Source organism: Micromonospora coerulea, assembly GCF_016598485.1.
Taxonomy (GTDB): domain Bacteria; phylum Actinomycetota; class Actinomycetes; order Mycobacteriales; family Micromonosporaceae; genus Micromonospora; species Micromonospora coerulea.
In genome coordinates this window covers 121,815-146,664 of sequence record NZ_JAEMUW010000001.1, presented here as the reverse complement: position 1 = coordinate 146,664, position 24,850 = coordinate 121,815, and the positions used below count along the sequence as shown (strand labels likewise).

Genomic DNA, 24,850 nt, shown 5'->3' with positions numbered 1-24,850 from the left:
ACCGCGAGGCGGTGGAGGTGACGTGATGGACGGCGAGCTGGTCGTCATCGGCAACGGCATGGTGGGGCAGCGCTTCGTCGAGGCGCTGCGCGCCCGGGACCACGAGCGACGCTGGCGGGTCACGGTGCTGGCCGAGGAGTCTCGGCCCGCGTACGACCGGGTGCGGCTTTCGGCCTTCTTCGACGGGGTCAGCGCCGAGGAGCTGAACCTGCACAGCCCCGACGACGGCGTGGCGCTGCGGCTCGGCGAGCCGGCCACCGGAATCGACCGGGTCCGGCGGGTGGTCACCACGGCGGCCGGCGAGCATCCGTACGACGCGCTGGTGCTCGCCACCGGGTCGTCCGCCTTCGTGCCGCCGGTCGACGGCACGGACCTGCCGGGGGTCTTCGTCTACCGGACGCTGGACGACCTGGCGGCGATCCGCGAGCACGCCCGGGGCCGGGAGACCGGCGCGGTGATCGGGGGCGGCCTGCTCGGTCTGGAGGCGGCGAACGCGCTGCGGCTGCTCGGCCTCGCCACCCATGTGGTCGAGTTCGCGCCCCGGCTGATGCCGGTGCAGGTGGACTCGGCGGGCGGGGCGATGCTCCGGCGCTACGTCGAGGAGCTGGGCGTGACGACCCACCTGGGGGTGGCGACCAACGCGCTGCGCCCCGGCCCGGACGGCACGGTGGCCGAGCTGGCGCTCTCCGACGGCGGCTCGATCGCCGCCGAGCTGGTCGTGGTGGCGGCCGGCATCCGGCCCCGGGACGAGCTGGCCCGGGCGGCCGGCCTGGCACTCGGCCCGCGCGGCGGGGTGCTGGTGGACGCGACGTGCCGCACGGAGGACGAGCGGATCTGGGCGATCGGCGAGTGCGCGGCGGTCGACGGCACCTGCCACGGGCTGGTCGCTCCGGGCTACGCGACGGCCGAGGTGGTCGCCGACCGGCTGCTGGGCGGCGCGGCCACCTTCCCCGGCGCGGACACCGCCACCAAGCTGAAGCTGCTCGGCGTGGACGTGGCGTCGTTCGGCGACGCGCACGGCACCACCCCGGGCTGCCTGGACGTCACCTTCACCGACCCGGCCACCCGGTCGTACGCGAAGCTGGTCCTCTCCGACGACGCGCGGACGCTGCTCGGCGGCGTGCTGGTCGGGGACGCGACCGCCTACCCGACGCTGCGGGCCAGCGTCGGCGGGCCGCTGCCCGCTCCCCCGCTGGCGCTGCTGGCCCCGGCCGGCGAGACCGGCGGCGGCGTGGCCGCGCTGCCCGGCGCGGCGCAGGTCTGCTCCTGCAACGCGGTGACCCGCGAGCAGATCGACGCGGCGATCGCCGACGGCTGCGCGGACGTGCCCGCGCTGAAGGCGTGCACCCGGGCCGGCACGAGCTGCGGCTCCTGCGTGCCGATGCTGAAGCAGCTCCTCGACGCGGCCGGGGTGAAGCAGTCGACGGCCCTCTGCGAGCACTTCGACGCCAGCCGGCAACAGCTGTTCGAGATCGTCCAGGTCCGCGGCATCCGCACCTTCTCGCAGCTCATCGCCGAGCACGGGCGGGGGCGCGGATGCGACATCTGCAAGCCGGTGGTGGCCTCGATCCTCGCCTCGCTCGGCACCGGGCACGTGCTCGACGGCGAGCGGGCGTCCTTGCAGGACACCAACGACCACTTCCTGGCCAACCTGCAACGCGACGGCAGCTACTCGGTGGTGCCCCGGATCCCCGGCGGCGAGATCACCCCGGAGAAGCTGATCGTGATCGGCGAGGTGGCCCGGGACTTCGGGCTCTACACGAAGATCACCGGTGGGCAGCGGATCGATCTGTTCGGGGCCCGGGTCGACCAACTGCCGCAGATCTGGCGCCGGCTGGTCGACGCCGGCTTCGAGTCCGGCCACGCGTACGGCAAGGCGCTGCGCACGGTGAAGTCCTGCGTCGGCGAGACCTGGTGCCGGTACGGGGTGCAGGACTCCGTCGGGCTGGCCATCGCGCTGGAGCTGCGCTACCGGGGCCTGCGCGCCCCCCACAAGATCAAGTCGGCGGTCTCCGGCTGCGCCCGCGAGTGCGCCGAGGCGCGCAGCAAGGACTTCGGGATCATCGCCACCGAGACCGGCTGGAACCTCTACCTCGGCGGCAACGGCGGCTTCCGGCCCCGGCACGCCGACCTGTTCGCCACTGATCTATCCACCGAGGCGCTGATTCCGCTAATCGACAGATTCTTGATGTATTACATCCGCACGGCCGACCGGTTGCAGCGCACCGCCGCCTGGATCGAGGCGATGGAGGGCGGCCTCGACCACCTGCGCGCCGTCATCGTGGACGACTCGCTCGGGCTCTGCGCCGACCTCGACGCGGCGATGGCCCGGCACGTCGCGTCGTACTCGGACGAGTGGCGGGACGTCCTCGACGACCCGGACCGGCTGCGCCGGTTCACCTCCTTCGTCAACGCCCCGGACGTGCCCGACCCGTCCATCACCTTCGCCCTCGAACGCGGCCAGCCCGTACCGGCCCGCGGGGCACCGCTGGCGGCCGGCGCCGAACGCCGCCGCCAGCCGGTCGCGCTCGGCCTGCCGGAGGTACGCCGATGAGCCCGACGAGCACGCTGGACTGGACCCCGGTCTGCCCCCTCGACCGGCTGGACCCCGACCGGGGCGTCGCCGCGCTGGTCGACGGCGTGCAGGTGGCGCTCTTCGCCACCGGCGGCGAGCTGTACGCGGTGGACAACCTCGACCCGGTCGGCGGCGCGTACGTGATGTCGCGGGGCATCGTGGGCAGCCGCGGCGGCGTGCCCACGCTCGCCTCCCCGCTGCACAAGCAGGTCTACGACCTGCGCACCGGGCGCTGCCTGGACCTCCCCGACGTGACGCTGCGGCGGCACGAGGCGCGCTGTCGGGCCGGGGTGGTCGAGGTGCGGCTGCGACAGGAGGAGTGATGGCCGACGAACTGGCCGGCTTCACGATCGGGGTGACCGCCGACCGGCGGCGGGACGAGCTGGCCGCGCTGCTCCAGCGGCGCGGCGCCCGGGTGGTGCTCGCCCCGGCGCTGCGGATCGTCCCGCTCGCCGACGACACCGACCTGCGCGAGGCCACCCGGGCCTGCCTCGACCGGCCGCCGGACATCCTGATGGCGAACACCGGCATCGGGATGCGCGGCTGGCTGGAGGCGGCCGAGGGCTGGGGACTGGCCGAGCCGCTGCGGTCGGTGCTCGCCCGGTCGTACGTGGTGGCCCGCGGCCCCAAGGCGCGCGGCGCGATCCGGGCCGCCGGCCTGCACGACCAGTGGTCGCCGGCCTCGGAGAGCTGCGACGAGGTGGTCGAGCACCTGCGCCGGCGCGGGGTGGCCGGGCAGGTCATCGCCATGCAGCTGCACGGCGACCGGCAACCGGAGTGCACCGCCGCGCTGGAGGACGCCGGGGCCACCGTGATCGAGGTGCCGGTGTACCGCTGGGCGGCGCCGACCGACCCGGCCCCGCTGCACCGGCTCATTGACCTGGTCGCCGGCCGGCTGGTGGACGCCGTCACGTTCACCTCCGCGCCGGCCGCGGAGGCGCTGCTGCGGGCTGCCGGGGACCGGACCGAGACGGTGCTGGAGGCGCTCCGCGGCGACGTGCTCGCCAGCTGCGTGGGTGCGGTCACCGCCGAGCCGCTGGTCCGGCGGGGGGTGCCGGTGAGCGCGCCGAACCGGGCCCGGCTCGGCGCGCTGGTCCGTACGATCGTGGACGAGCTGCCGCGCCGGACGGTGAGCGTCAAGGCCGGGGGCCACCTGCTGACCCTGCGCGGGCACGCGGCCGTGGTGGACGGGGAGCTGTGCCCGCTCGCCCCGGCGCCGATGGCCGTGCTGCGGGCGCTGGCCCGGTCGCCGGGGCGGGTGCTGTCCCGCACGGCCCTGCTGCGGACGCTGCCGCGCGGCGCCGACGAGCACGCGGTGGAGATGGCCGTGGCCCGGCTCCGGGCCGGCCTGCGCGCCCCCCGCGTGGTGCAGACCGTGGTCAAGCGCGGCTACCGGCTCCGGGTGGAATAAACCGGAGGGGCCCTGCGGCGCCGTCTCCGGTGGCGGAGACGGCGCCCTGTCGACACGTACCCGGACCGCCCCACACCGGGGCGGACTGCGTCAGCCGACCGGAGTCGGGAAGCCGCGGCCGTGCTCGGCCTGGAGGCGGAGCATGGCGTGCTCGACGACGGTCACCAGCACCTGCTTGACCGACTCCCGGTGCCGGGCGTCGCACGAGACCAGCGGCACGTCCGGCGGGATCGCCAGCGCCTCGCGTACCTCCTCCAGCTCGTAATGCGGCGCGTCGTCGAACCGGTTCAGCGCCACCACGTACGGCAGGTTGCGGTTCTCGAAGTAGTCCAGCGGAGCGAAGGCGTCGGTGATCCGCCGGGTGTCGACCAGGACGGCCGCCCCCACCGCACCACGGATGATCTCGTCCCACATGAACCAGAAGCGCGTTTGGCCCGGCGTGCCGAACAGGTACAGGATCAGGTCCTGCGCCATGGTGATCCGGCCGAAGTCCATGGCGACCGTGGTGGTCTCCTTGCCGGGCACCTTCGACGGGTCGTCGATGCCCACGCCGGCGGCCGTCATCAACGCCTCGGTGGTCAGCGGAGTGATCTCGGAGATCGCTCCGACCAGGGTCGTCTTGCCCACGCCGAAGCCACCCGCGACCACGATCTTCGCGGAGATGATCTCCCGGCTGCGGCGCGCCCCGGCGGGGTCATAGTTCGCGAAGTCCACTTAGCACCCTTCCAAGCAGGTTCATCCGCTCCTCGAATCCCTCGGGGGGAGCGGCGGTGTGTAGCGTCAGCAGGCCCTCGGCCACCATGTCGGCGACCAGCACCCGGGTGACGCCCAGCGGCATCCGGGTGTACGCGGCGATCTCCGCGAGTGACTGTGCCCGGCCCTCGCAGACCGAGGCGATGCGGTACTTGTCGTGCCCGGCGAACCGCGCCTCGGCCACCTGGGTGGGCGTGCACGACAGCACCGCCTCCAGAGCGATGTTCTGCAACGGCTCCGTACGGCCACGGGTGACCGCGTACGGTCGCACCAGCGCCCCGCGCGGGTCCCGCCGTGGTTCCATCTCGCGATCACCTCCCTCCGTACGGAGCCGGGCCGGCTCCGGATCACCTGGTCACGTCGGTTCCGGTCAGGACCGGACGGCATCCCGGGGCAACGGCACCAGGGCCGCACCCACCCGTTCCACCAGCAGCGCCATCTCGTAGCCCACCTGGCCGACGTCGCAGCTGCGGGCGGCGAGCACCGCCATCGAGGAGCCGTCGCTGATCGACATCAGGAACAGGTAGCCGCTGTCCATCTCGATCACGGTCTGGAGCACGCCGCCCGCGCTGAACATCCGCGCCGCGCCCTCGGTCAGGCTCACCACGCCGGAGGTGATCGCGGCGAGCTGGTCCGCCCGGTCCCCGGGCAGGTCCCGGGAGGAGGCGAGCAGCAGCCCGTCCGCGGACACCGCCACCACGTGGGCGATGCCCGCCACGCTGTCGGCGAAGTTGGTGAGCAGCCAACCCATGTCCTGCATGGCCGCTGGCCTGTTCATCGGTTCGTCTCCTTGTTAGAGGTGCTGTTCAGGTCCGCGCCGGCCGTCCGGCCCCGCTGCACACCGCGGTGGTAGGCCGACAGCAGGCCGCGTACTTCGTCGGGCGTGCGCCGGCTCTGGGACCGGCCTCCCTTCGGCTCGATGCCGCCGGGGACGAGCTGGGCCTGCGGCACGCGCTTCGGCAGACCGGAGCGGGTGGTGCCGCCGGTGGCCGGCTCGGCGGCCCGGGACGCCCGGGTCCAGCCGTCGTCGGCCGCCGTCCGCCACGCGTCCGGGTCCGTCCTGGGCGGCGCCGACGCCGGCGCGGGGGCCGACGGCGGCGGGGCAGCGGGTGGCACCGGCGGGGGTACGGCCGCGGCGGGCGGCACGGTGGGCGCGGCCGGCGGGTTGTACGGCGGCGGGGACGACACGGCCGCCGCCTGGGCACCCGGGGTGCGGGTCGGCAGCGGCGGTCGGGACGCCGCGGCGACCGGCTGCGGCGCGGCCGGGGCCGGCTCGTCGTCGAACCGCGGGCGGGTGAAGATCGTCGTCTCGTCGTCGCCGTGGGAGCGGAACCAGACCGCCTCCATCTCCCGGAAGATCGGCGCCTCGGCCGGCTGGGCCGGTCGGGCCACCACCGGGACGGCCGCGGCCGGCGGGGTCGCCGCGACGGGCGCGGTCACCGGCGCCACCGGGGCCGGGCCGGCCGTGGCGACGCCGCCCAGCCCGGTGAGCGGGCCGACCGGGAGTCCCGAGGTACCCGGATCGGCCGCCTCGCCGCCCGGGGTCCGCTTGGGCAGCGGGGCGAGGGTGGGGTAGGCGCCGGTGGGCGTACCCACCGACAGGCCGCCGCTGGAGACGTGGGCCGGCGGCGCGGGCGCCGGCATGGGGGGCAGGGTCGGCAGCGCACCGGTCGCACCGCCGGCCTGCACGGCGGAGGTGGTGTCCCGGGCCTCGGTCGCCCCCTGCCAGCGGGCCGGCGCGGGCGTCGAGGTACGCCACTGGTCGGTCAGGGTGGCCGCCCCGGCCCGCCCGGCGCCGGCCAGCGGGTCCGCGTGACCCACCGTGGCCAGCGGCGTCTGCTCGACGGCCAGCGGCTGGCGCGGCCGGGTCAGCGGCGTCGGGTCGTGGCCCCGGTTCGCCGGCAGCACCACCGTCGAATTGGGCAGGGTCACCTGGGCGACCGTCCCGCCCTCGACGTTGCGCCGCAGCTCGACCCGGACGCCGTAGCGGGACGCGAGCCGGCTCACCACGGCGAGGCCCATCAGCCGGAAGGCCGCCACGTCCACCGTCGGCGGGGCGGCCAGCCGCCGGTTCAGCGAGTCGAACTGCTCGTCGGTCAGGCCCAGACCGCGGTCCTCGACCTGGATCAGCACGTAGTCCCGGATCCGCCGGCCGTCGGCCACCACCGTGGTGTTCGGCGGGGAGAACCGGGTGGCGTTGTCCAGCAGCTCGGCGACCAGCCGCACCACGTCGTTCACCGCGTGGGCCGCGACCGAGACGTCGGTGTCGACCGTGCCGAACTCGATCCGGTTGTAGAGCTCCACCTCGGACTGGGCGGCGCGGAGCACGTCCACCAGGAGCGCGTCGTCGCGGCGCGGCACGGCCGAGTCGGCGCCGGCCAGCACCAGCAGGTTCTCGTCGTTGCGGCGCATCCGGGTGGCCAGGTGGTCCAGCTCGAAGAGCTGGGCGAGGCGCTTCGGGTCCTCCTCGGTGCGCTCGATGGCGTCCAGCTCGCCGATCATCCGGTCGACCAGGGTCTGACTGCGCCGGGCCAGGTTGAGGAACATCGCGGACACGCTGGTCCGCAGCGCGGCCTGCTCGGCGGCCACCCGGACGGCCTCGCGGTGGACCACGTTGAAGGCGACGGCCACCTGGCCGACCTCATCGCGGTTGCTGAGCTGGATCGGGTCGCGGACCTGCTCGACGATCGCCTCCACGCCGCCGTCGCCGATGGCGTTGACGTTCTGCAGCCGGCTCACCGCCTCCGGCAGGTCGTGGTTGGCCACCGCGAGGGCGCCCTCCCGCAGCCGGCGCAGCGAGTGGTTGAGCGAGCGGGCCAGGACCACAGCGAGGGACACCGCGATGATGAGGGTGAGCAGGACGAGCACCGACTCGATGATCGCCTGCCGGATGACGTCGGTCCGGGCGGCGTCGGCGTCGGCGAGCAGCTGGTCCTGGAGCTGGATCTCGGCCCACCGCATCAGGTCGTCGACCGCGCCGATGGCGGCCGCGGCGTCGTCCCGGGTGACCAGCGGAGCCTGCCCCACCGGAGCCTGCCCGACCGAGCGGGACAGGTCCGCCGCGACCCGGTCGGAGAGCTGCACCGCGTCGCCGGAGACCGTGCTGTCCACCAGGGCCCGCTGTGCCGGCTCGGCGGAGCGGGCGAAGGAGAGCAGCGCCTCCTGCTGTCCGGTCAGGGTGGCGAGGAAGGAGGAGAACTGCTCCTCGTCGAGTCGACCGGCGGCCAGCGCGGTGAAGGCGACCGCCTGTTCCTCGGCGACCGCGGCCTTGGCGTGGGCGAACGCGGCCACCGCCCGTCGGGCGTCGGCGAGGCTCTCGCCGCCGGACTGCTGCGCGAGCGTGTCGCCGTACGAGACCAGGTCGGCGAGGATGACGCCGTAGCGCAGGCTCGCCTCGGCCACCGGCATCTGCTGCCGGTCGAGCACCTCCTGGCGGGTGCCGTTCAGCGTCGCCAGGTGATCGTCGATGACCTCGAGCCGGTCCTGGACCGCGGCCGGCAGGTTGTCGAGCTGCCCCCGCTCCTGGCGGTACGCCGCGATCCGCTCGTCGGTGCGGCGGACCCGCAGGTTGTAGTCGTCCGGCTTCTGGTCGGGCGCGACCAGGTAGACCGCCGCCGCCATCCGCTCCTTGTGCAGGTCCTGGTTGAGCGCGGAGATGTCGATGGAGAGCGCGGTGAGGGACCGGATCCGGGTGGCGTCGTAGGCGCCCTCGCCGACCGAGACGAGTCGGATAGTCGCCAGCGCGATGACCGCGGCGACCGGTACGACCAGGATGAGGGCGAGCTTGGACCGGATCCGCGCGTCCCGCAGCCGGGGCAGCCGTCGTCGCCGGTTCCGCGAGGCGGCGCCGGGAATCTCGGGCAGGGTCGTAGGTCCGGTGCTCACGACATCGCCTCCGTCGTTTCTTCCACGCCTGACCCGCCGACCCGTGCCTGGTACAGCGGCCAGCGCCACGCGCGGCACGGCCGCGATTTCATCAGAGAAGATCCTGTTTGGGAAGCCGCAGTGAGGCAGGAAACGATCGGCGGGCGCTCAACCCGGGCTCCGGTCAACTATTACCTTCTTTTCCCCAGCCCTCTGAACAGGGCATGTGCATCCAGAGTGGTCGGTTGAATCTGCAAAGTGAGCAACGGTGAACATTCCGCGTCCCCACCATGTGGGATGAGCGTCCCGAAACAGCTCCCGGCTTCCGCGCTTGACCACAGGGCCCGGCATTGGCAAGGTTTTGCAGGCTTCGCGCACACCGTACGGCAGACCAATCCCGTCTTCCACTGAGGACGGATAAGCGGCGGTGATCGGGCCCCGCCCGCGCCGCACCTGGAGGACCAAGTTGAGCCCCATCCGCTCCGCGAGTATCGCGGCGCTCGCCTCGGCCGTGCTGGCCACCACGCTCACCGGCTGCCAGATCGGCGAGGAGCAGCAGGACACCAGCCCGATCGTCATCGCCGCCGACCTGGAACTCTCCGGCGCCTCGGCACCGTTGGGCAAGGTGTACCAGCGGGCGTTGGAACTGAAGGTCGAGCAGTTGAACTCCTCCGGCGCACTGGGCGACCGGAAGATCGAGCTCAAGGTGAAGGACAACCGCTCGGACGCCGCCGAATCGTTGCGCAACATCAACGATTTCAGCAACGACTCGAAGGTCACCGCGATCATCATGGGCGGCTGCAACGAATGCGCGGTGGGCGCCGTCCGCACGATCAACGAGAAGCGCATTCCCACCATCGCGCTCGCCTCCTCCGGGGGCGTGACCGAGCCGGTCGCCCAGCGCCGGTACGTGTTCAAGCTGGCCCCCAACGCGGCCGACAGCGCCGGCGCACTCACCACCGAGCTGACCCGCCGCAACATCCGCAAGGTGGCCGTGCTGCACAGCGCCGACAACTACGGCCGGGAGGGGCTGACCGCGCTGAGCCGCGAGTTCGACAAGGCCGGCATCCGGCTGCTCCGCACCGAGGCCGTCCGCCCCACCGACACCGACGTCGCCAGCCAGGTCGGGGCGCTGGTCGACCGGAAGCCGCAGGCGCTGGTCGTCTGGACACCGCCGGAGCAGGCGGCGCTCGCCGCGGCCAGCGCGGGGCAGAACAGGTCCGCCCCATCGCTCTTCTTCGACTCGTCGGCCGCGGGCGACCTCTTCCTCGGCGCGTCGGCGCGGACCACCGAGAAGGCGACCCTGATCTTCACCCAGACCATGGTGATCGACGACGTCATCGCCACCACCCCCGCCAAGGCCGCCCGCCGGCAGTGGTTCCAGGACTACACCGCCCGCTTCGGCGGCTACCACGGCTACTCCTCCTTCGCCGCCGACGCGGTGCAGCTCATCGCGGACGCCGAGCTGCGCTCCGGCGGCGAGCCCGGCCGGATCAACCGGGATGGCCTCCGCGATGTCCTGGAGACGTCGCAGCTCGACGGGCTCTCCGGCCCGATCCGGATGACCCCGGACAACCACTCCGGCCTGATGCCCCAGGCGCTGACGACCCTGGTGGCCCGCGGCGGGCGTTGGCGCCTGGCCGGCTGAGGCGGGCAGTGCGGTGTGGCCCGCCGGGACGGGCGGGCCACACTTCGGGGTGAGCTCCGGCGTCCCCGGCCGACGCCGGGTCAGCGGGACGACGTGGTGGCGCGGACCCAGGGCAGGGCGAGGCGCTCGACGAGGCCGAGGGCGGAGTAGAGCAGGATGCTCATCACCGCGATCAGCACGATCGCCGCCCAGGCCGTCGCGGTGTCCCCGATGCCGTTGTACTGCAGGATCTGGTAGCCCAGGCCGGGCTTGTCCGAGTAGAACTCCCCGATCACCGCGCCGATCGCGGCGAGCGGCATCGCCACCTTCAACCCGACGAAGATCTGCGGCAGGGCGGCCGGGAAGCGCACCTTGCGGAACGACTGCCACCACGAGGCGTTCAGCGACCGGGCCAGCTCGGCCAGGTCGGCCGGGGTGGTGGTCAGCCCGGTCGCGGTGGAGAGCACGATCGGGAAGAAGCAGAGCAGGAACACCATGGTCAGGATCGGCTTCTGGCCCCAACCCACCGAGACCACCAGCAGCGGGCCCAACGCGATCTTCGGTACCGCGTTGACCGCCACCAGCAGCGGCGCGAACATCCGCTCGACCGGCCGGGAGGCGGCCAGCGCCATGCCGATCAGCACCCCGGCCACCGAGGAGAGCAGGAAGCCGAGCACGGTCATCGCGGTGGTGATCCCCAGCGCCGGCAGCAGCACGTCGCTCGTGCCGGTCAGCGCGCGCCACACCACCTGCGGCGGCGGCAGCGACGCCGGATGGACCAGGTGCAGGCCCGACGTGACCGTCCACCAGACCGTCACCGCGATCAGCAGCCCGAGCGCCGGCAGCGCCACCGCCGCCGGGCGTACGCCGGCCCGGCGCGACCCGACCGGCGCCGGCGCGGACTGGTCCGGCGCCGGCGTACCGGCCCCGGTCCAGGTGAACTCCGTCAACGTGTCCTCCTCTGCTCGACCGGCCCCACGACCGGCACGGGAAGGGGGTGCGCCCCACCGGAACCCCGGCGGGCCGCACCCCCGTTGTCCGAGTCGACCGGTCAGGCCTTCGGCGCGAGGTTGAAGTCGATGATCTGGTCGGGGGTCAGGTTCTGCTTGAGCGCGCCCGCGCCCTGCAGCAGGGCGATGCTCTTGGCGACCCGGCCGCTGTCCAGGGTGCCCAGCGCGGTGCCGGAGTTGCTGGACCGGACGTACGCGGCCATCAGCTGCAGCTCGGCGGCGGCCGCGGCCGGGTTGGTGGCGTCCACGTTCTTCTTCAGGATGTCCGCCGCCTCCTGCGGGTTGGCCAGGGCGTACTCCAGGCCCTTGAGCAGCGCCGCGGTGAAGCGCTTGACCATCTCCGGCTTCTCCTTGGCGATCTTCGTGGAGGTGATCAGCACGTTGCCGTAGAGGTCCTGCATCACGTTGCTGTACGGGAGCACGACCGGCTTCTTCTTGGTCACCGCCTCGACGGTGGGCTGGCCGACCACGAACTGGCCGATGCCGTCGACCGAGCCGGAGGCGAGCGTGCCCATCAGCGTCTGCGCCTCGCCGTTGACCCAGGTCACCTTGCTGGCGTCGATGCCGGCCAGCCGGGCGTACGTGGGGAAGAGGTTGCGCACGACGGAGCTGGGGGTGTCGGCGAGCTTCTTGCCCTCCAGGTCCTTCGGGGTGGCGATGTTCTTGCCCTCGACCGAGACGATGGCGGCCATGGTGCGCTGCTGGATCGCCGCCACCGCGACGAAGTCCTTGGCCTGGCCGTTGCCGAGCTGGAGGATGCCACCGGTGAGGTCGATCGGCCCGAAGTCCGCCTGACCGCCGACGACCGTCTGGATGACGGTGCCGGTGCCCTGACCGGGCTTGATCTCCACGTCGAAGCCGGCGTCGGAGAAGAAGCCCTTCTCCTTCGCCACCCAGGCGTAGGAGTCCCGGCCGAAGTTGCCGAACGACGTGAGGTACGTCACCTTTTCCAGGGCGGCACCGTTCGCGCCCTTGGCCTCGTCCGACTTGTCCGAGCCGCTGCTGCACCCGGCGACCAGGGCGAGGGCGGTGGCCAGCGCGGCGGCGGCGACCGTACGGGTCAGCCTTCTCATCAGTGCACCATGTCCTTTCCGACCAGGTCATGCCACCCGGACGGGTCGTGGGTCCGACGGTGCCGGCAGGAGGGGACAGCTGACGGGACCGTCGTGAGGGGACTATTCGCGGGCACAGCGTACGAGAAGGCCAGCTCGGTCAGCCCGGGCGTATCGGTTGCGGAACGGAAACGAAGTTGCGTGATGGAAACTGACAGCCGTCCACCCCGGACGGTGCTATAGGGACGGGCGCCGGTTACCCTTGCCGGGCTCGTGATCGGCGGGACCGGAGGGAGACGGCGGAACATGATCAAGCTGGCCGCGGTGTCCCGTACCTTCGACGGCCGGTCCGGACGGGTCGAGGCGCTCCGCGGCATCGACCTCGACGTCGCGGAGGGCGAGTTCGTCGCCGTCCTCGGCCGCTCCGGCTGTGGCAAGTCGACGCTGCTCCGGATGATCGCCGGGCTGCTGCCGGTCACCGAGGGCGAGATCACCGTGGCCGGCGCGCCGATCACCCGGCCCCGCCGCGACATCGCCATGCTGTTCCAGCGGCCCGCCCTGCTGCCCTGGCGCTCGGTGCTGGACAACGTCCTGCTCCCGGTCGAGATCTTCGGCTGGAGCCGGTCGAAGCACCGCGAGCGGGCCCGGGAGCTGCTGGACCTGACCGGCCTCGGCGGCTTCGAGAAGCGCCTGCCGCACGAACTCTCCGGCGGCATGCAGCAGCGGGTCTCGCTGTGCCGGTCGCTGATCGGGGAACCCCGGGTGATGCTGATGGACGAGCCCTTCTCGGCGCTCGACGCGCTCACCCGGGAGGAGCTCTCCGGCGAGCTCCAGCGGGTGCACATGGAGACGAAGGCGACCATCGTCTTCGTCACCCACTCGATCGACGAGGCGGTGCTCCTCGCCGACCGGGTGGTCGTGCTCAGCCCGCGTCCCGGGCGGATCCGCGACATCCTCGAGGTGGACATCCCGCGGCCCCGCACCCTCGGCCGCAACGCCCACCTGGCCGAGGTCGCCCGGGTCAGCGCCGAGCTGCACGAGCTGTTGATGGAACGGGACGGCCCGGCGGGGACGCCGGCGGCGTCCGGCACGGGAGGACGCTGACCATGCGGGTGTCGATCTTCACCGAGCCGCACCGGGGCGCCAGCTACGACGACCAGCTCCGGTTCGCCCGGCTGGTCGAGGCGGGCGGGTTCGAGGGCTTCCTCCGCGCCGACCACTACCAGTCGATGGGCGACGACCCCGGGCTGCCCGGTCCCACGGACGCCTGGCTGACCCTGGCCGGGCTGGCCCGGGAGACCTCCCGGATCCGGCTCGGGACGCTGGTCAGCTCGGCCACCTTCCGGCTCCCCGGTCCGCTCGCGGTGATGGTGGCCCAGGTCGACCAGATGAGCGGCGGCCGGGTCGAGCTGGGCATCGGCGCCGGCTGGTACGAGCGGGAGCACCTGTCGTACGGCATCCCCTTCCCCCCGGTGGCCGAGCGGTTCGACCGGCTGGCCGAGCAGCTGGAGATCATCACCGGGCTGTGGCGCACCCCGCCCGGGCAGACCTACCGCTTCACCGGCGAGCACTACCGGCTGGTGGACGCGCCCGCGCTGCCCAAGCCGGTACAGCGGCCCGGGCCGCCGGTGATCGTCGGCGGGCGCGGCCCCAAGCGCACCCCCGAGCTGGCCGCCCGGTACGCCGACGAGTTCAACATGCCGTTCAAGAGCGTCGCCCAGACGGCGGCCGCGTACGAGCGGGTGACCGAGGCGTGCGCCCGCACCGGCCGTACCGAGTCCGGGCGGGCGCCGCTGGTGCTCTCCGCCGGAATCGTGGTGGCGATCGGCCGGACCGACGCGGAGGCGCAGCGCCGGGCCGCGCCGCTGCACGTCAAGAGCGCCCTTCCGCCGGAGGACCCGGTGGTCGGCTCCCCGGCCCAGCTGGTCGACCGGCTCGGTGAGTTCGGCGCGATCGGCGCCACCCGGGTGCACCTGCGGCTGATCGACTTCGCCGACCTCGACCACCTGGAGCTCATCGCCGCCGAGGTGCTCCCTCAGCTGGACGGAATCCGATGACCGAACTGTCGCAGGACCTCGAACTCGGCCCGGTGGGGCAGGAGATCGTGTACGAGAACGACCGGGTCCGGGTCTGGCACATCCGGCTGGAGCCGGGCGAGCGGCAGCCGCTGCACCGGCACGACCACCCGTACCTGGTGGTGGCGATCCAGGGCGCGAAGAACGTGGTGCAGACGATCGACGGCACCCGGATCGACGCCGACGAGCCGACCGGCGGGGTGGTCTACCGCGACCCGGGCGCCGTGCACATGCTCACCAACGTCGGGGACACCACGTATCTGGCCCGCCTGGTCGAGCTGAAGTAGCCCCGCAGGGAACCACGCCGCGCCGGGCTGCGTCAAGGTGGCGATCGGGCGCACCGGGCCGTAACGTGCCCGACATGGCCTTTCGGACGTGGGGCAGGCTGCTGCTCACGGCGCTCGGGGTGAGCGTGCTGGCCGGGGCCGGCCAGCTCGGCGTCGCGTACGGGTTCGGCATCGTGCACCTGGGCGGCGCGTTCACCGACAGCTCGATCAACCGGTGGCCGGCCCAGCTCGTCTGGGTGGCCTGGTTCGCGGCGGTCGCCGCGGTGGCCGGTGCCGTGGGCACCGAACGCCTCGCCCGCCGGGACGGGTTCTCCGGCGGCACCGGCGAACAGCTCTCGGTCGCCGGAGCCGCCGCGCTCGGCGCGATCGTCGTCGCACCGCTGTGCATGCAGCCGGCCCGGGCCGCCGAACTCGGCGGCACCGTCGACCCGGTGTGGGCCGTCGGCATCTGCGCGATCCTCGGCGCGGTGGTCGGCGCCGGGACGGCGCTCGCCGTACTGCTGAACCCGCCGTTGGGCTGGAACATCGCGCTCACCGCCGGCGTCGTCTGGCTGCTCGCGCTGGTCTCCGTGGCGCCGGCGCTCGCCTCGACCGGGCAGCTGCCCACCGTACGCCTCGGGGTGCTCGAACCGTCCTGGCTGGACGCGGCCACGGCGCAGTCCCTGGCCATGCTGATCCTGCCCACGGTGGCCCTGCTCGCGGGCGCGGCGGTCGGCGCACTGGCCCGCCGGCGCGGTCACCCGCCGCTGGTCGGCGGCGCGGCCGGCGCGGCCGGCCCGGTCCTGGTGGCGTTCGCCTACCTGACCGCCGGCCCGGGCGTCGCCGCGGACCGCTACCAGCTCGCGCCGTACTACGGGGCGCTGATCGCGGTCGCCGCCGGCCTGCTCGGCTCGGCGGCCACCACGGTGCTGCCCCGGCCGTCGCAGGCGCCGGCGACCGACGCCATCGAGCCGACCGACATCCTCCAGCCGCTTCCCGCCGGTCCCGCCACCACGCCGGCCGGCCCGACCGATCGGGCGGCGGACGGCCCGACCACGGCCGATCCGAGCCACGCCGATCCCGGCCATCTCCCGGCCGCCCGGCACACCGAAGCCGCCGGGGCCGGCCGTCCCACCCCCGCACACTGGGACTGGCCGGCGACGTCGAGCGGCACCCCCACCCCGGCACCGGCCACCGTGTTCCACCCCACCGCCGGCACGCCGGCGAGCTCCGCCGACCACGACGGCGTCGCCGGGCCGAGCGCCGGACCCGACAGCGACCGCCCCCTCGCCAGCCCGACCGCCGTACCCGCCGACGGCCGCGAGCTCACCGCAACCGCGTCCGGTGCCGCCGGTGACGACCCGGGCCGCCCCGCCGGCTCCGCGGCGCTCGACGCTCTCGGCGGCGACCGTGCCAGCGGTACGCCGGCCCCGGTCCGGCCCGGCGGGGCCGCCCCACTGTTCGACCACGACGACCCGATCCAGAGCCTGCCGGCGTCGGCCCCGCTCTCGCCGGCGCGGCGCATCTCCGCCATCGACGTGGTCGCCGCCGGCCGGACGCCGGCCGCGCCGCGGCCCGCGATGACCACCGCACCGGATCCGGCACTGGCCGCCTCAGCCGCACCTCCGGCGCCCCCGGCCCCCGCACCCCCGGCCGGGACGCCGGTTCCCCCGGCGACACCGACCGGCACGGCCGGGACCACGACATCCACCGCGGACGTCGCGGCGGCCCGCACCGCGGGCGGCGGGGCGTCCGCATCCCGCCGGCAGGGCAGGCGGCCGGCCACCGCGCCCGGCGCCGGTACGCGCGGCACCGACGTCCCGGCCGGCGCGCCGGCGGACGACGCGCGCGAACCGGCCACCCAGCCGCCGGCGGTGACCGCACCGGAAGCCCAGGCGCCGCCGGCCGCCGCCCGGTCCGGACTGGCCGGCACCGGGGCCGACAAGGCCGGCTCGCCGGCCGGGTCGACATCCGCACCCCTGGCCGCGCCGCCCGCGACGGGTCGACCGAAGCGGACCCGCAAGTCCCGCTCGGCGGCGACCCCTGCGGCCGAGACGCTCCCCGGCACCGCAGCGCCGGCCGAGACGCTCCCCGGCACCGCAGCGCCGGCCGAGACGGTCCCCGCCACCGCGGCGCCGGGGGAGACCACCACGGCGACCGCCGGCACCCCGACCTCCCCCGACGTCACCGCGCCGAGCTCCCTCGACGTCACCGCGCCGGCCACAGCCGAGACCCCGGCGCCCGCCGGCACTCCCGCGCCGGCCGACGCCCCGGCGCCCGCCGGTGCCGACCCGGACACCGCTGGCGCTGCCGCCCAGCCCGGGCACGGCTTCTCACCGCGCCCCCGACTCCCGATCTTCGCCGACGACGCCGACCGCCGTGGCGAGGTCCGGCCGGCGTGGCCGATCGCCCCGGCGCCGGCCCGGCCGCCCGCGCCCCGGCAGACCGCCAACCCGGCGGCGTCCACCCCGGACCCGGTCACCGCGGACGGCGACGGCCCGGTCGAGCCGGCCCCGCGCCCCCGGCACCGTGCGCTGCCCGACCTGGGCCGGGCCGCGAGCTGGAACGCCTTGGCCAGCGCCCGGCGCACCGCGCCGGACCCGGTCGAACCGGCCGCCTCCGCCACCGCCCGGCGCACCGCGCCGGACCCGGTCGACCCGACCGCCTCCCCCGACGATCGGGGCGGGGCGCCGGACGCCGACGGCCAGGCGGCGGGCGACCAGACGCCGCCGACGGTCGCCGACCGCGAGGAGGCGCCAGCCGGCAAGCCCCGGCGCGGCCTGTTCCGGCGGAACCGGGCCAAGGGCGGCGAGGAGACGGCGACGGATCGCGACAGCCGCGAGTCGGAGCCGGTGCCGGCGCACGACGAGGAGTACGTCGACTGGGTCACCGGCCTGGGCCGGCCGGCCCCGGACAGCGACTCCGGATCGCTGCGTACCGGCCGGCACCACCGGGACTGAGCCGAACGGCCCGGCCCCATCTCGCGGGGCGGCCCGGCCGACGGGGCCTCAGGCGAGCGGCAGGTAGACCCGGCCGCCGGAGGAGATGAACTCGGCGGACTTGTCCTTCATGCCGCGCGCCGCGTAGTCCTTCAGCTCCTGTGTGATCTTCATCGAGCAGAACTTCGGCCCGCACATCGAGCAGAAGTGCGCGGTCTTCGCCGGCTCGGCCGGCAGCGTCGCGTCGTGGTACGACAGTGCGGTCTCCGGGTCGAGCGACAGGTTGAACTGGTCGGACCAACGGAACTCGAACCGGGCCTTGGACAGCGCGTCGTCCCAGGCCTGCGCCCCGGGGTGGCCCTTGGCGAGGTCGGCCGCGTGCGCCGCGATCTTGTACGCGATCACGCCCGCCTTCACGTCGTCCCGGTCCGGCAGCCCCAGGTGCTCCTTCGGGGTGACGTAGCAGAGCATGGCGGTGCCGAACATGCCGATCATCGCGGCGCCGATCGCCGAGGTGATGTGGTCGTACGCGGGCGCGATGTCCGTGGTCAGCGGGCCGAGGGTGTAGAAGGGCGCCTCGTGGCACCACTCCTGCTGGAGGTCCACGTTCTCCTTGATCTTGTGCATCGGCACGTGCCCCGGGCCCTCGATCATCACCTGCACGTCGTACTCCCAGGCGACCTTGGTCAGCTTGCCGAGGGTGCGCAGCTCGGCGAACTGCGCCTCGTCGTTGGCGTCCGCGATGGACCCCGGCCGGAGCCCGTCACCGAGCGAGAACGTCACGTCGTACTGCGCGAGCAGTGAACAGAGCTCACGGAAGTTGGTGTGGAGGAAGTTCTCCTCGTGGTGCGCCAGGCACCAGGCCGCCATGATCGAGCCGCCCCGGGAGACGATCCCGGTGACCCGGTCCACCGCCAGCGGCACGTACGGGAGCAGCACCCCGGCGTGCACGGTCATGTAGTCGACGCCCTGCTCGGCCTGCTCGATCACGGTCTCCCGGAAGACCTCCCAGCTCAGCTTCACCGGGTCGCCGCCGACCTTCTCCAGGGCCTGGTAGATCGGCACGGTGCCGATCGGCACCGGCGAGTTCCGCACGATCGCCTCGCGGGTTTCGTGGATCCGCCTGCCGGTGGACAGGTCCATCACGGTGTCCGCGCCCCACCGGGTGGCCCAGGTCAGCTTCTCCACCTCCTCGGCCACCGAGGAGGTGACCGCCGAGGTGCCGATGTTGGCGTTCACCTTCACCAGGAACGGCTTGCCGATGATCGCCGGCTCACACTCGGGGTGGTTGACGTTGAGCGGCAGCACCGCCCGCCCGGCGGCGATCTCGTCCCGGACGAACTGCGGCGTGACGCCCTCGCGGATCGCCACGAACTCCATCTCCGGCGTGACGATCCCGGCCCGGGCGTAGGCGAGCTGGGTCGGCCGCTTCCCGTCCGCCCCGGCCAGCGGCGTGCCGGCACCGCGTACGGGTGCGACGTCGCCGCGCGCCGCGATCCACGGACCGCGCAGTGGCGGCAGCCCGACCGCCGGGTCCGAGCCCGGGCCGGAGGTGTCGTAGAGGCGCAGCGGCGGGTTGTCCCCGGTCAGCTCCACCTCGGCGAACGGCACCCGGACGTCCGGACGTGCCCCCTCCACGTAGACCTTGCGACGTGCCTGCATGACAGCCTCCCTGATGGTCAACGGGACCAGCCGAAGTGGTCCAGCGGGCCGTGTCCCGCGCCCAGCTCCCAGTCCCGCGCGCCGGTCAGCGCGCGGGTGACGTACTCCTTGGCGGCGGCGACCGCGACCGGCACCGGGTCGCCCAGCGCCAACCGGACGGTGATCGCCGCCGAGAACGAACAGCCGGTGCCGTGGTGGTGCCGGGTCGGCACCCGGGGCGCGCGCAGCAGCGTGGTCGCGCCGCCGCCGACCAGCACGTCGATCGACTCGCCGGCGGCGTCCACGTCGCCGCCGGTCACCACCACGTGCGCCGGGCCGCCGGCCGCGAGGGCCTCGGCCGCGGCGACCATCTCCTCGACCGTGGTCACCGGGCGTCCGGTGAGGGCCGCGGCCTCCGCGCGGTTCGGCGTCGCCACCATCGCGTACGGCAGCAGCCGCTCGACCGCCTCCACCACGCCGAGCCGGTGTCCGCTGGTGGCGACCAGCACCGGGTCGACCACCAGGTACGGCAGTCGCCCCGCCTTCGCCGCGTCGGCCACCGCCTCGGCGACGGCCGGGGTGCCGAGCATCCCGGTCTTCACCGCCCGCACGGTGAAGTCGCCGAGCACGCTGTCGAGCTGGTCGGTGACGGTCCGGGGCGGCAGCGGCAGGACGGCGTCGACGCCCCGGGTGTTCTGCGCGGTGACGGCGGTGATGACGCTGGTGCCGTACGCGCCGAGGGCGGCGAAGACCTTCAGGTCGGCCTGGATGCCGGCACCGCCGCCGGAGTCGGAGCCGGCGATGGTGAGGACCGTTCTCGGCGTCACTTCTCCCCCTCCGTTTCGCTTGCGGGCTGCCGGCTCTGCGGCACCGGGGTGAACGCCTGCTCGAAAGCCCTGGTCAGCGTGGTGGCCGCCTCGGTAGGGTCCTCGGCGCGCATGACGCCACCCAGCACCGCAACTCCGACGGCCCCCGCCTCGACGCAGGCGTGCACCTGGTCCGGGCTCTCCACTCCGCCGAGGGCGAGGACCGGCACCGGGCTGATCCGGATCAGCTTCCGCAGTTCCTCGTGGTGCAGGGGCGGGCCGTAGCCGGGTTTGGTTCGGGTGGGGAAGACGGGCGAGAGGGTGGCGTAGTCCTCAGTAGTAAGTCTCGTCAGCTCCGCCGCGTCGTGGCAGGAGCGGCCGACCAGTCCGCAGGTCGGCGGTGGGTAGGGGCCGGCGGCGGGGAGGTGGACGGCGTCGCCGTCCAGGGGGTCGGGGCCGGCGACGATCAGGGCGCCTCCCGCCTCGGTGAGGACCGCGCGCAGCTCGGCGGCGAGGGCGGCCCGCTCGGCGCGGGGCAGGTCCTTCTCCCGTAGCACCACCCAGCGCACTCCCCCGGCCACGGCCGCTGCGATCACCTCCGGCAGCGGCCTCCGCGCCACCCATCGATCCGTCAGCACCACCACCCCCGACGGCACGAGGCCGGATCGCGTGCCCGACGAGATCTTGGAAGAATCGGGACCCTCCAGGGGCCGCCCCCTTCCAAGATCTGCCGGGCCACGCCCCAGCACCGGCGACGGCGCCGTCACAGGTCGGGCCTTCCGTCGTCCGGGGTGGAGGCGAGGGCGTGGAAGCGGCGGGCGATCCGCCCCGCCCCGTACGCGAGCCGCCCGGCCTCGACCGCGTACCGCATGGCGGTGGCCATCGCCACCGGGTCGGCGGCCCGGGTGACCGCGCTGGCCAGCAGCACCGCGTCGCAGCCGAGCTCCATGGCCAGCGCCGCGTCGGAGGCGGTGCCGATGCCGGCGTCGAGGATCACCGGGACGTCCACGGCCTGCCGGATCAGCCGGATGTGGTGCGGGTTGGTCACGCCCAACCCGGAGCCGATCGGCGCGCCGGCCGGCATCACCGCAGCGCAGCCCACGTCGGCCAGCCGCCGGGCCAGCACGGGGTCATCCGAGGTGTACGGCAGCACGGTGAACCCGTCGTCGACCAGTTCCTCGGCGGCGCACAGCAGCTCCACCCCGTCGGGGAGCAGTGTCCGCTCGTCGCCGATCACCTCCAGCTTGACCCAGTCGGTGCCGAACGCCTCCCGGGCCAGGTGGGCGACCTTCACCGCCTCGGTCGCGGTGTGGCAGCCGGCGGTGTTGGGCAGCAGCCGCACCCCGCACCGGTCCAGCAGGTCGAGCAGGCCACCGCCGGTACCGGGGGCGGTGTCGACCCGGCGCAGCGCGAGGGTGACCAGCTCCGTACCGGAGGCCCGGATCGCCTGCTCCAGGACGTGCAGGTTGGCCGCGCCGCCGGTGCCGAGGATGAGCCGCGAGCCGAAGGTCTCACCGCCGATGGTGAGCAGCACCCCGGTCACCCGCCCTGGGCGGCGCTGAGCACTTCGACCCGGTCGCCGTCGCGCAGCAGCCTCGCCGGCCACCCGCCGCGGGGCACCACCTCGCCGTTGACCGCCACGGCGAGGCCGCGCTGCTGGTCGGTGACCGCGCGGACCAGGTCCGCCACCGTCGACCCGCCGGGCATGGACCGCCCGGCCCCGTTCACGGTCAGTTCCACGTGCGCTCCTCCTCGGCGGTGAACCGGTCGGGGGTGAAGGGGGCGAGCAGCGGGGCCGACTGGCCCGTCACGATCAGGTCGGTGACCAGGTCGGCGGTGACCGGGGTGAGCACGATGCCGTGCCGGTGGTGCCCGGTGGCGGCGAGCACCCCGGGCCGGCCGGGCAGCGGGCCGAGGATCGGCGCGTTGTCCGGGGTGCCGGGGCGCAGTCCGGCGGCGGCCTCGACCAGGTCGTACTCGGCCAGCTCGGGGACCAGGTCGACGGCGGCGCGGAGCAGCCGCAGCACCGCGCCGGCGGTCACCTCGGTGTCGGCGCGCTCCTCGACGGTCGCCCCGACCACCACCTCGCCGCTGTCCCGGGGCACCAGATAGACCGACTCGCCGTCGGCGTACCCCCGGAGCACGTGCCGGAAGCCCGGCGCGCCGCGACCCGGCGCGCGGAGCCGGAGGACCTGGCCCTTCACCGGCCGGACCGGCAGCCCGGTCAGTGCCGCCGCCCCGCACCCGGCGGCGACCACGGTGACGCCGGCGTCCACGTCGGAGAGCCGGCTGACCGCGCCGGGCACCAGCGTCGCGCCGGCCCGCCCGGCGGCCACCCGCAGCGCGGCGACCAGCCGTCGCGGGTCGACCTGGTGGTCACCGGGGGCGACCGCGCCGCCGCGCACCCGGGTCGCCAGCGCCGGCTCGCGCTCCCGCAGCTGCGACGGGCGCAGCGGCGTGATCGGCAGCCCCAGCCCCTCCTGGTACGACCAGAGCCGGCGCGCCTCGGCCAGGTCGTCCCCGGTCAGCCCGACCACCAGGGTGCCCTCGGTGCGGTAGCCGAACTCCTGGTCGCTGGCCTCGCTCAGCTCGGCCGCGAAGCCCGGCCAGCGGGCGGCGGACTCGGCGAGCAGCCCAATCAACTCGGGCTCCCCGAAGTACGCCTCGGCGACCGGCGCCAGCATCCCGGCGGCGACCTGCGACGCCCCGGAGCCCGGCGCGGGATCGTGGACGGCGACGCGGAGCCCGCGCGACGCGCAGCGCCAGGCGATCGCCAGCCCGACCGGTCCCGCCCCCACGATGGCGACGTCCGGTCGGGTCAGCACGTCAGTGCCCCGAGCAGCGTCGCGGTGGCCCGCGCCGGATCGGCCGCCCCCGAGAGCGCCCCGACCACCGCCACCCCGTACGCCCCGGCGGCCCGCAACGCCGGCACCGACGCGGCGGTCACCCCGCCGATCGCGATCACCGGCACCGCCACCGCCTCGGCGACCGCGCGCACCCCGGCCGGGCCGATCGGCGCGGGCAGGCCGGTCTTGGTGCTGGTGGCGTGGCAGGGGCCGACGCCCAGGTAGCTGGCCCCGGCGACGACCGCCGCCGCGGCGCTCTCCGCCTCCCGGGTGGTGGCGCCGAGCACCGCCGTGGAGCCGAGCACCCGCCGGGCGGCCCGTACCGGGAGGTCGTCCGCGCCGACGTGCCCGCCGGCGGCGCCGACCGCCAGCGCCACGTGCAGCCGGTCGTTGACCAGGCACGTGGCCCCGTACGGCGCGCAGAGCGCGACCACCCGGCGGGCCAGCTCGTACGCCTCCCGGTCGGTGGCGTCATCCTCCACCCGCACCTGGACGACCAGCTCGGGGCCGGCCACCGGCAGGGCGGCGCGCAGCACGGCGAGCGGATGGCGCCCCGGCCGGGTGTCGGTGATCAGATGCAGTCGTCCCAGGGACGGCACGGCAACACTCCTCCCTGCGCCGGCATTACCCGGATCAGGTTCAACGGTCGGGGGCTTTCAGCCCCCCTCTCAGCCCGGTGTACCGGGCTCCCGTGGGTCACTTGCGGCCTACCGTACGACGTCGGAGCGGATCCGCCAAGGGCGGGGACCGGCTTTTCCCACTGACCGTCCGAAGGCGACGGCCGGGGCAGCGCGTGACGGCCCGGTCACGCGATGCTGTCCGGATGCCCTCGACCCCGCGCCTTCCCCGACGGCTGTCGAGCTGCGATCGCCGGACGCTCACCGGCCGCCCACAGTGGCCCCGCCAAGGCGGGCGCGATGCCCGGGGAGAGCGCAATGCCCGGCCGCCCACGGATGGGCGGCCGGGCATCGGGTCGGGAGCGGGTGGTACGGACGGGTCAGAAGAGGGCGTCGAGGGCGTCGAGATCCTCGTCGGTCGGCTGCCAGATGCCCGCCTCGGCATTGGCGCGCACCTGCTCGGGCGTGGTGGCGCCGGCGATCACCGAGGTCACCGCCGGACGGGCGGCCAGCCCGCCGATGGCCACCTGGAGCATGGTGATCCCGCGCTTCGCGGCGTACGCCTCGATCGCCTCGATGGTGTCCCAGTCCGCGGCGGCCAGGCGCTCGGCGTACCGGCCGCCGCCGGAGAGCCGGCTGCCGGCGGGCGGCGTCTCGTTACGCTTGTACTTGCCGGTGAGCAGCCCGTTGGCGAGCGGGAAGAACGGCAGCATGCCGAGGCCGAACCGCTCGCACGCCGGGATCACCTCGGCCTCGACGGACCGCTCCAGCAGCGAGTAGTGGTTCTGCGCGGAGATGAAGCGGGCCCGCCCCTGGGACGAGGCGGTCCAGTCGGCGTCGGCGATCTGCCAGCCGGCGAAGTTGGAGTTGCCGAGGTAGCGCACCTTGCCGGCGCGGACCAGGTCGTCCAGGGCGGCGAGGGTCTCGTCGATCGGGGTGCCCGGGTCGGGCTCGTGCATCTGGTACAGGTCGATGTGATCGGTGCCGAGCCGGCGCAGCGACGCCTCGACCGCGCGGGCGATGTAGCGGCGGGCGCCGCGGGCGCCGAAGTCCGGGCCGTTGAGGCCGTGCATGTCCATGCCGAACTTGGTGGCCACCACCACGTCGTCCCGGCGGCCCTTGAGCGCCTGGCCGAGCAGCTCCTCGGAGCTGCCCTGCGGCTCGCCGTAGATGTCGGCGGTGTCGAAGAAGTTGATGCCGGCGTCGAGGGCGGCGTCGACCACCGCCCGGGTGCCGTCGAGGTCGAGCTTGCGGCCGAAGTTGTTGCAGCCGATGCCGACCACGGACACCACGAGCCCGGAGTCGCCCAGCCGGCGGTAGGTCATCTCAGTCACGAGATCCACCCTATGCCGGCCGGGGACGGCCGGT

The 24,850-nt window shown here is 74.4% G+C and carries 22 protein-coding genes and 1 riboswitch; of the genes, 8 read left to right on the top strand and 14 right to left on the bottom strand.

Features of this window, described 5'->3' with window-relative positions; all coding sequences use genetic code 11:
• Window positions 1-22 precede the first annotated feature (22 nt).
• From nirB to I8N68_RS00740, 3 genes are read left to right on the top strand one after another with little or no spacing between them, the layout of a single operon-like run.
• The gene (gene nirB / locus I8N68_RS00750; RefSeq protein WP_200206928.1) at window positions 23-2,554 is read left to right on the top strand and encodes a nitrite reductase large subunit NirB; all 2,532 of its coding nucleotides are present in this window, start codon (window positions 23-25) and stop codon (window positions 2,552-2,554) included.
• The gene (gene nirD, locus I8N68_RS00745) at window positions 2,551-2,898 is read left to right on the top strand and encodes a nitrite reductase small subunit NirD (RefSeq protein ID WP_200206323.1); all 348 of its coding nucleotides are present in this window, start codon (window positions 2,551-2,553) and stop codon (window positions 2,896-2,898) included. The genes nirB and nirD overlap by 4 nt, the downstream gene beginning before the upstream one ends.
• Complete coding sequence (locus I8N68_RS00740) at window positions 2,898-3,986, top strand: uroporphyrinogen-III synthase (RefSeq protein ID WP_200206322.1); 1,089 nt, start codon at window positions 2,898-2,900, stop codon at window positions 3,984-3,986. Before nirD ends, I8N68_RS00740 begins: the two co-directional genes overlap by 1 nt.
• A gap of 90 nt (window positions 3,987-4,076) precedes the next feature.
• Here the strand turns inward: I8N68_RS00740 and I8N68_RS00735 are convergent, their stop codons facing one another.
• From I8N68_RS00735 to I8N68_RS00720, 4 genes are all read right to left on the bottom strand, one after another.
• Complete coding sequence (locus tag I8N68_RS00735) at window positions 4,077-4,700, bottom strand: GTP-binding protein (RefSeq protein ID WP_200206321.1); 624 nt, start codon at window positions 4,698-4,700, stop codon at window positions 4,077-4,079.
• On the bottom strand, window positions 4,681-5,043 hold the full coding sequence (locus I8N68_RS00730; RefSeq protein WP_200206319.1) for a DUF742 domain-containing protein: 363 nt from the start codon (window positions 5,041-5,043) through the stop codon (window positions 4,681-4,683). Before I8N68_RS00730 ends, I8N68_RS00735 begins: the two co-directional genes overlap by 20 nt.
• Before the next feature lie 66 nt (window positions 5,044-5,109).
• Window positions 5,110-5,517 carry a roadblock/LC7 domain-containing protein gene (locus I8N68_RS00725; protein ID WP_007465177.1) on the bottom strand — a complete coding sequence of 136 codons (408 nt, stop codon included), beginning with the start codon at window positions 5,515-5,517 and terminating at the stop codon, window positions 5,110-5,112.
• On the bottom strand, window positions 5,514-8,624 hold the full coding sequence (locus I8N68_RS00720) for a sensor histidine kinase (protein ID WP_200206318.1): 3,111 nt from the start codon (window positions 8,622-8,624) through the stop codon (window positions 5,514-5,516). The genes I8N68_RS00725 and I8N68_RS00720 overlap by 4 nt, the downstream gene beginning before the upstream one ends.
• 445 nt (window positions 8,625-9,069) lie before the next feature.
• On the opposite strand from I8N68_RS00720, the gene I8N68_RS00715 reads away from it, so the two are divergent.
• The gene (locus I8N68_RS00715; RefSeq protein WP_200206317.1) at window positions 9,070-10,251 is read left to right on the top strand and encodes an ABC transporter substrate-binding protein; all 1,182 of its coding nucleotides are present in this window, start codon (window positions 9,070-9,072) and stop codon (window positions 10,249-10,251) included.
• An 80-nt stretch (window positions 10,252-10,331) separates the two neighbouring features.
• Here the strand turns inward: I8N68_RS00715 and I8N68_RS00710 are convergent, their stop codons facing one another.
• A complete protein-coding gene (locus I8N68_RS00710; protein ID WP_200206316.1) occupies window positions 10,332-11,180 on the bottom strand; it encodes an ABC transporter permease in 849 nt (282 codons plus the stop codon).
• Window positions 11,181-11,281: 101 nt separating this feature from the next.
• Window positions 11,282-12,313 carry an ABC transporter substrate-binding protein gene (locus I8N68_RS00705; protein WP_200206315.1) on the bottom strand — a complete coding sequence of 344 codons (1,032 nt, stop codon included), beginning with the start codon at window positions 12,311-12,313 and terminating at the stop codon, window positions 11,282-11,284.
• 285 nt (window positions 12,314-12,598) lie between these two features.
• Here I8N68_RS00705 and I8N68_RS00700 point away from each other — a divergent pair, with 285 nt between their 5' ends.
• From I8N68_RS00700 to I8N68_RS00685, 4 genes are all read left to right on the top strand, one after another.
• Window positions 12,599-13,396, top strand: a complete 798-nt coding sequence (locus I8N68_RS00700) for an ABC transporter ATP-binding protein (RefSeq protein ID WP_200206311.1) — start codon at window positions 12,599-12,601, stop codon at window positions 13,394-13,396.
• Between the two features lie 2 nt (window positions 13,397-13,398).
• Window positions 13,399-14,349 carry an LLM class F420-dependent oxidoreductase gene (locus I8N68_RS00695; protein WP_200206310.1) on the top strand — a complete coding sequence of 317 codons (951 nt, stop codon included), beginning with the start codon at window positions 13,399-13,401 and terminating at the stop codon, window positions 14,347-14,349.
• Window positions 14,346-14,654, top strand: coding sequence for a cupin domain-containing protein (locus I8N68_RS00690; protein WP_200206309.1), 309 nt, complete (start codon window positions 14,346-14,348; stop codon window positions 14,652-14,654). The genes I8N68_RS00695 and I8N68_RS00690 overlap by 4 nt, the downstream gene beginning before the upstream one ends.
• Window positions 14,655-14,728: 74 nt before the next feature.
• Window positions 14,729-17,593 carry a hypothetical protein gene (locus I8N68_RS00685; protein ID WP_200206308.1) on the top strand — a complete coding sequence of 955 codons (2,865 nt, stop codon included), beginning with the start codon at window positions 14,729-14,731 and terminating at the stop codon, window positions 17,591-17,593.
• Window positions 17,594-17,641: 48 nt separating this feature from the next.
• Here I8N68_RS00685 and thiC read toward each other — a convergent pair whose 3' ends face one another.
• The 8 genes from thiC to I8N68_RS00645 form a co-directional block, all read right to left on the bottom strand.
• Complete coding sequence (gene thiC / locus I8N68_RS00680) at window positions 17,642-19,234, bottom strand: phosphomethylpyrimidine synthase ThiC (protein WP_200206306.1); 1,593 nt, start codon at window positions 19,232-19,234, stop codon at window positions 17,642-17,644.
• Between the two features lie 17 nt (window positions 19,235-19,251).
• A complete protein-coding gene (gene thiD / locus I8N68_RS00675) occupies window positions 19,252-20,040 on the bottom strand; it encodes a bifunctional hydroxymethylpyrimidine kinase/phosphomethylpyrimidine kinase (RefSeq protein ID WP_200206305.1) in 789 nt (262 codons plus the stop codon).
• A complete protein-coding gene (locus tag I8N68_RS00670; RefSeq protein ID WP_372433655.1) occupies window positions 20,037-20,675 on the bottom strand; it encodes a thiamine phosphate synthase in 639 nt (212 codons plus the stop codon). The genes thiD and I8N68_RS00670 overlap by 4 nt, the downstream gene beginning before the upstream one ends.
• Before the next feature lie 107 nt (window positions 20,676-20,782).
• Window positions 20,783-21,553 carry a thiazole synthase gene (locus I8N68_RS00665; protein WP_372433654.1) on the bottom strand — a complete coding sequence of 257 codons (771 nt, stop codon included), beginning with the start codon at window positions 21,551-21,553 and terminating at the stop codon, window positions 20,783-20,785.
• Window positions 21,554-21,558: 5 nt separating this feature from the next.
• Window positions 21,559-21,759 (bottom strand): sulfur carrier protein ThiS, encoded by a 201-nt coding sequence (gene thiS, locus I8N68_RS00660; protein WP_200206303.1) that lies wholly within the window; start codon window positions 21,757-21,759, stop codon window positions 21,559-21,561.
• On the bottom strand, window positions 21,750-22,844 hold the full coding sequence (gene thiO / locus I8N68_RS00655; RefSeq protein ID WP_200206301.1) for a glycine oxidase ThiO: 1,095 nt from the start codon (window positions 22,842-22,844) through the stop codon (window positions 21,750-21,752). Before thiO ends, thiS begins: the two co-directional genes overlap by 10 nt.
• Complete coding sequence (thiE, locus tag I8N68_RS00650; protein WP_200206295.1) at window positions 22,838-23,464, bottom strand: thiamine phosphate synthase; 627 nt, start codon at window positions 23,462-23,464, stop codon at window positions 22,838-22,840. The genes thiO and thiE overlap by 7 nt, the downstream gene beginning before the upstream one ends.
• A riboswitch (TPP riboswitch) is annotated at window positions 23,459-23,568 on the bottom strand. It overlaps the preceding gene by 6 nt.
• A gap of 294 nt (window positions 23,569-23,862) precedes the next feature.
• Window positions 23,863-24,807, bottom strand: a complete 945-nt coding sequence (locus I8N68_RS00645) for an aldo/keto reductase (protein WP_234038401.1) — start codon at window positions 24,805-24,807, stop codon at window positions 23,863-23,865.
• Between the last annotated feature and the right edge of the window lie 43 nt (window positions 24,808-24,850).

Coding starts and splice junctions, on each gene's coding strand:
- I8N68_RS00645 (WP_234038401.1), bottom strand. CDS start 24,807: ATGACCTACCGCCGGCTGGGCGACTCCGGGCTCGTGGTGTCCGTGGTC.
- nirD (WP_200206323.1), top strand. CDS start 2,551: ATGAGCCCGACGAGCACGCTGGACTGGACCCCGGTCTGCCCCCTCGAC.
- I8N68_RS00725 (WP_007465177.1), bottom strand. CDS start 5,517: ATGAACAGGCCAGCGGCCATGCAGGACATGGGTTGGCTGCTCACCAAC.
- I8N68_RS00695 (WP_200206310.1), top strand. CDS start 13,399: ATGCGGGTGTCGATCTTCACCGAGCCGCACCGGGGCGCCAGCTACGAC.
- I8N68_RS00700 (WP_200206311.1), top strand. CDS start 12,599: ATGATCAAGCTGGCCGCGGTGTCCCGTACCTTCGACGGCCGGTCCGGA.
- thiC (WP_200206306.1), bottom strand. CDS start 19,234: ATGCAGGCACGTCGCAAGGTCTACGTGGAGGGGGCACGTCCGGACGTC.
- I8N68_RS00705 (WP_200206315.1), bottom strand. CDS start 12,313: ATGAGAAGGCTGACCCGTACGGTCGCCGCCGCCGCGCTGGCCACCGCC.
- I8N68_RS00690 (WP_200206309.1), top strand. CDS start 14,346: ATGACCGAACTGTCGCAGGACCTCGAACTCGGCCCGGTGGGGCAGGAG.
- I8N68_RS00685 (WP_200206308.1), top strand. CDS start 14,729: ATGGCCTTTCGGACGTGGGGCAGGCTGCTGCTCACGGCGCTCGGGGTG.
- I8N68_RS00730 (WP_200206319.1), bottom strand. CDS start 5,043: ATGGAACCACGGCGGGACCCGCGCGGGGCGCTGGTGCGACCGTACGCG.
- I8N68_RS00740 (WP_200206322.1), top strand. CDS start 2,898: ATGGCCGACGAACTGGCCGGCTTCACGATCGGGGTGACCGCCGACCGG.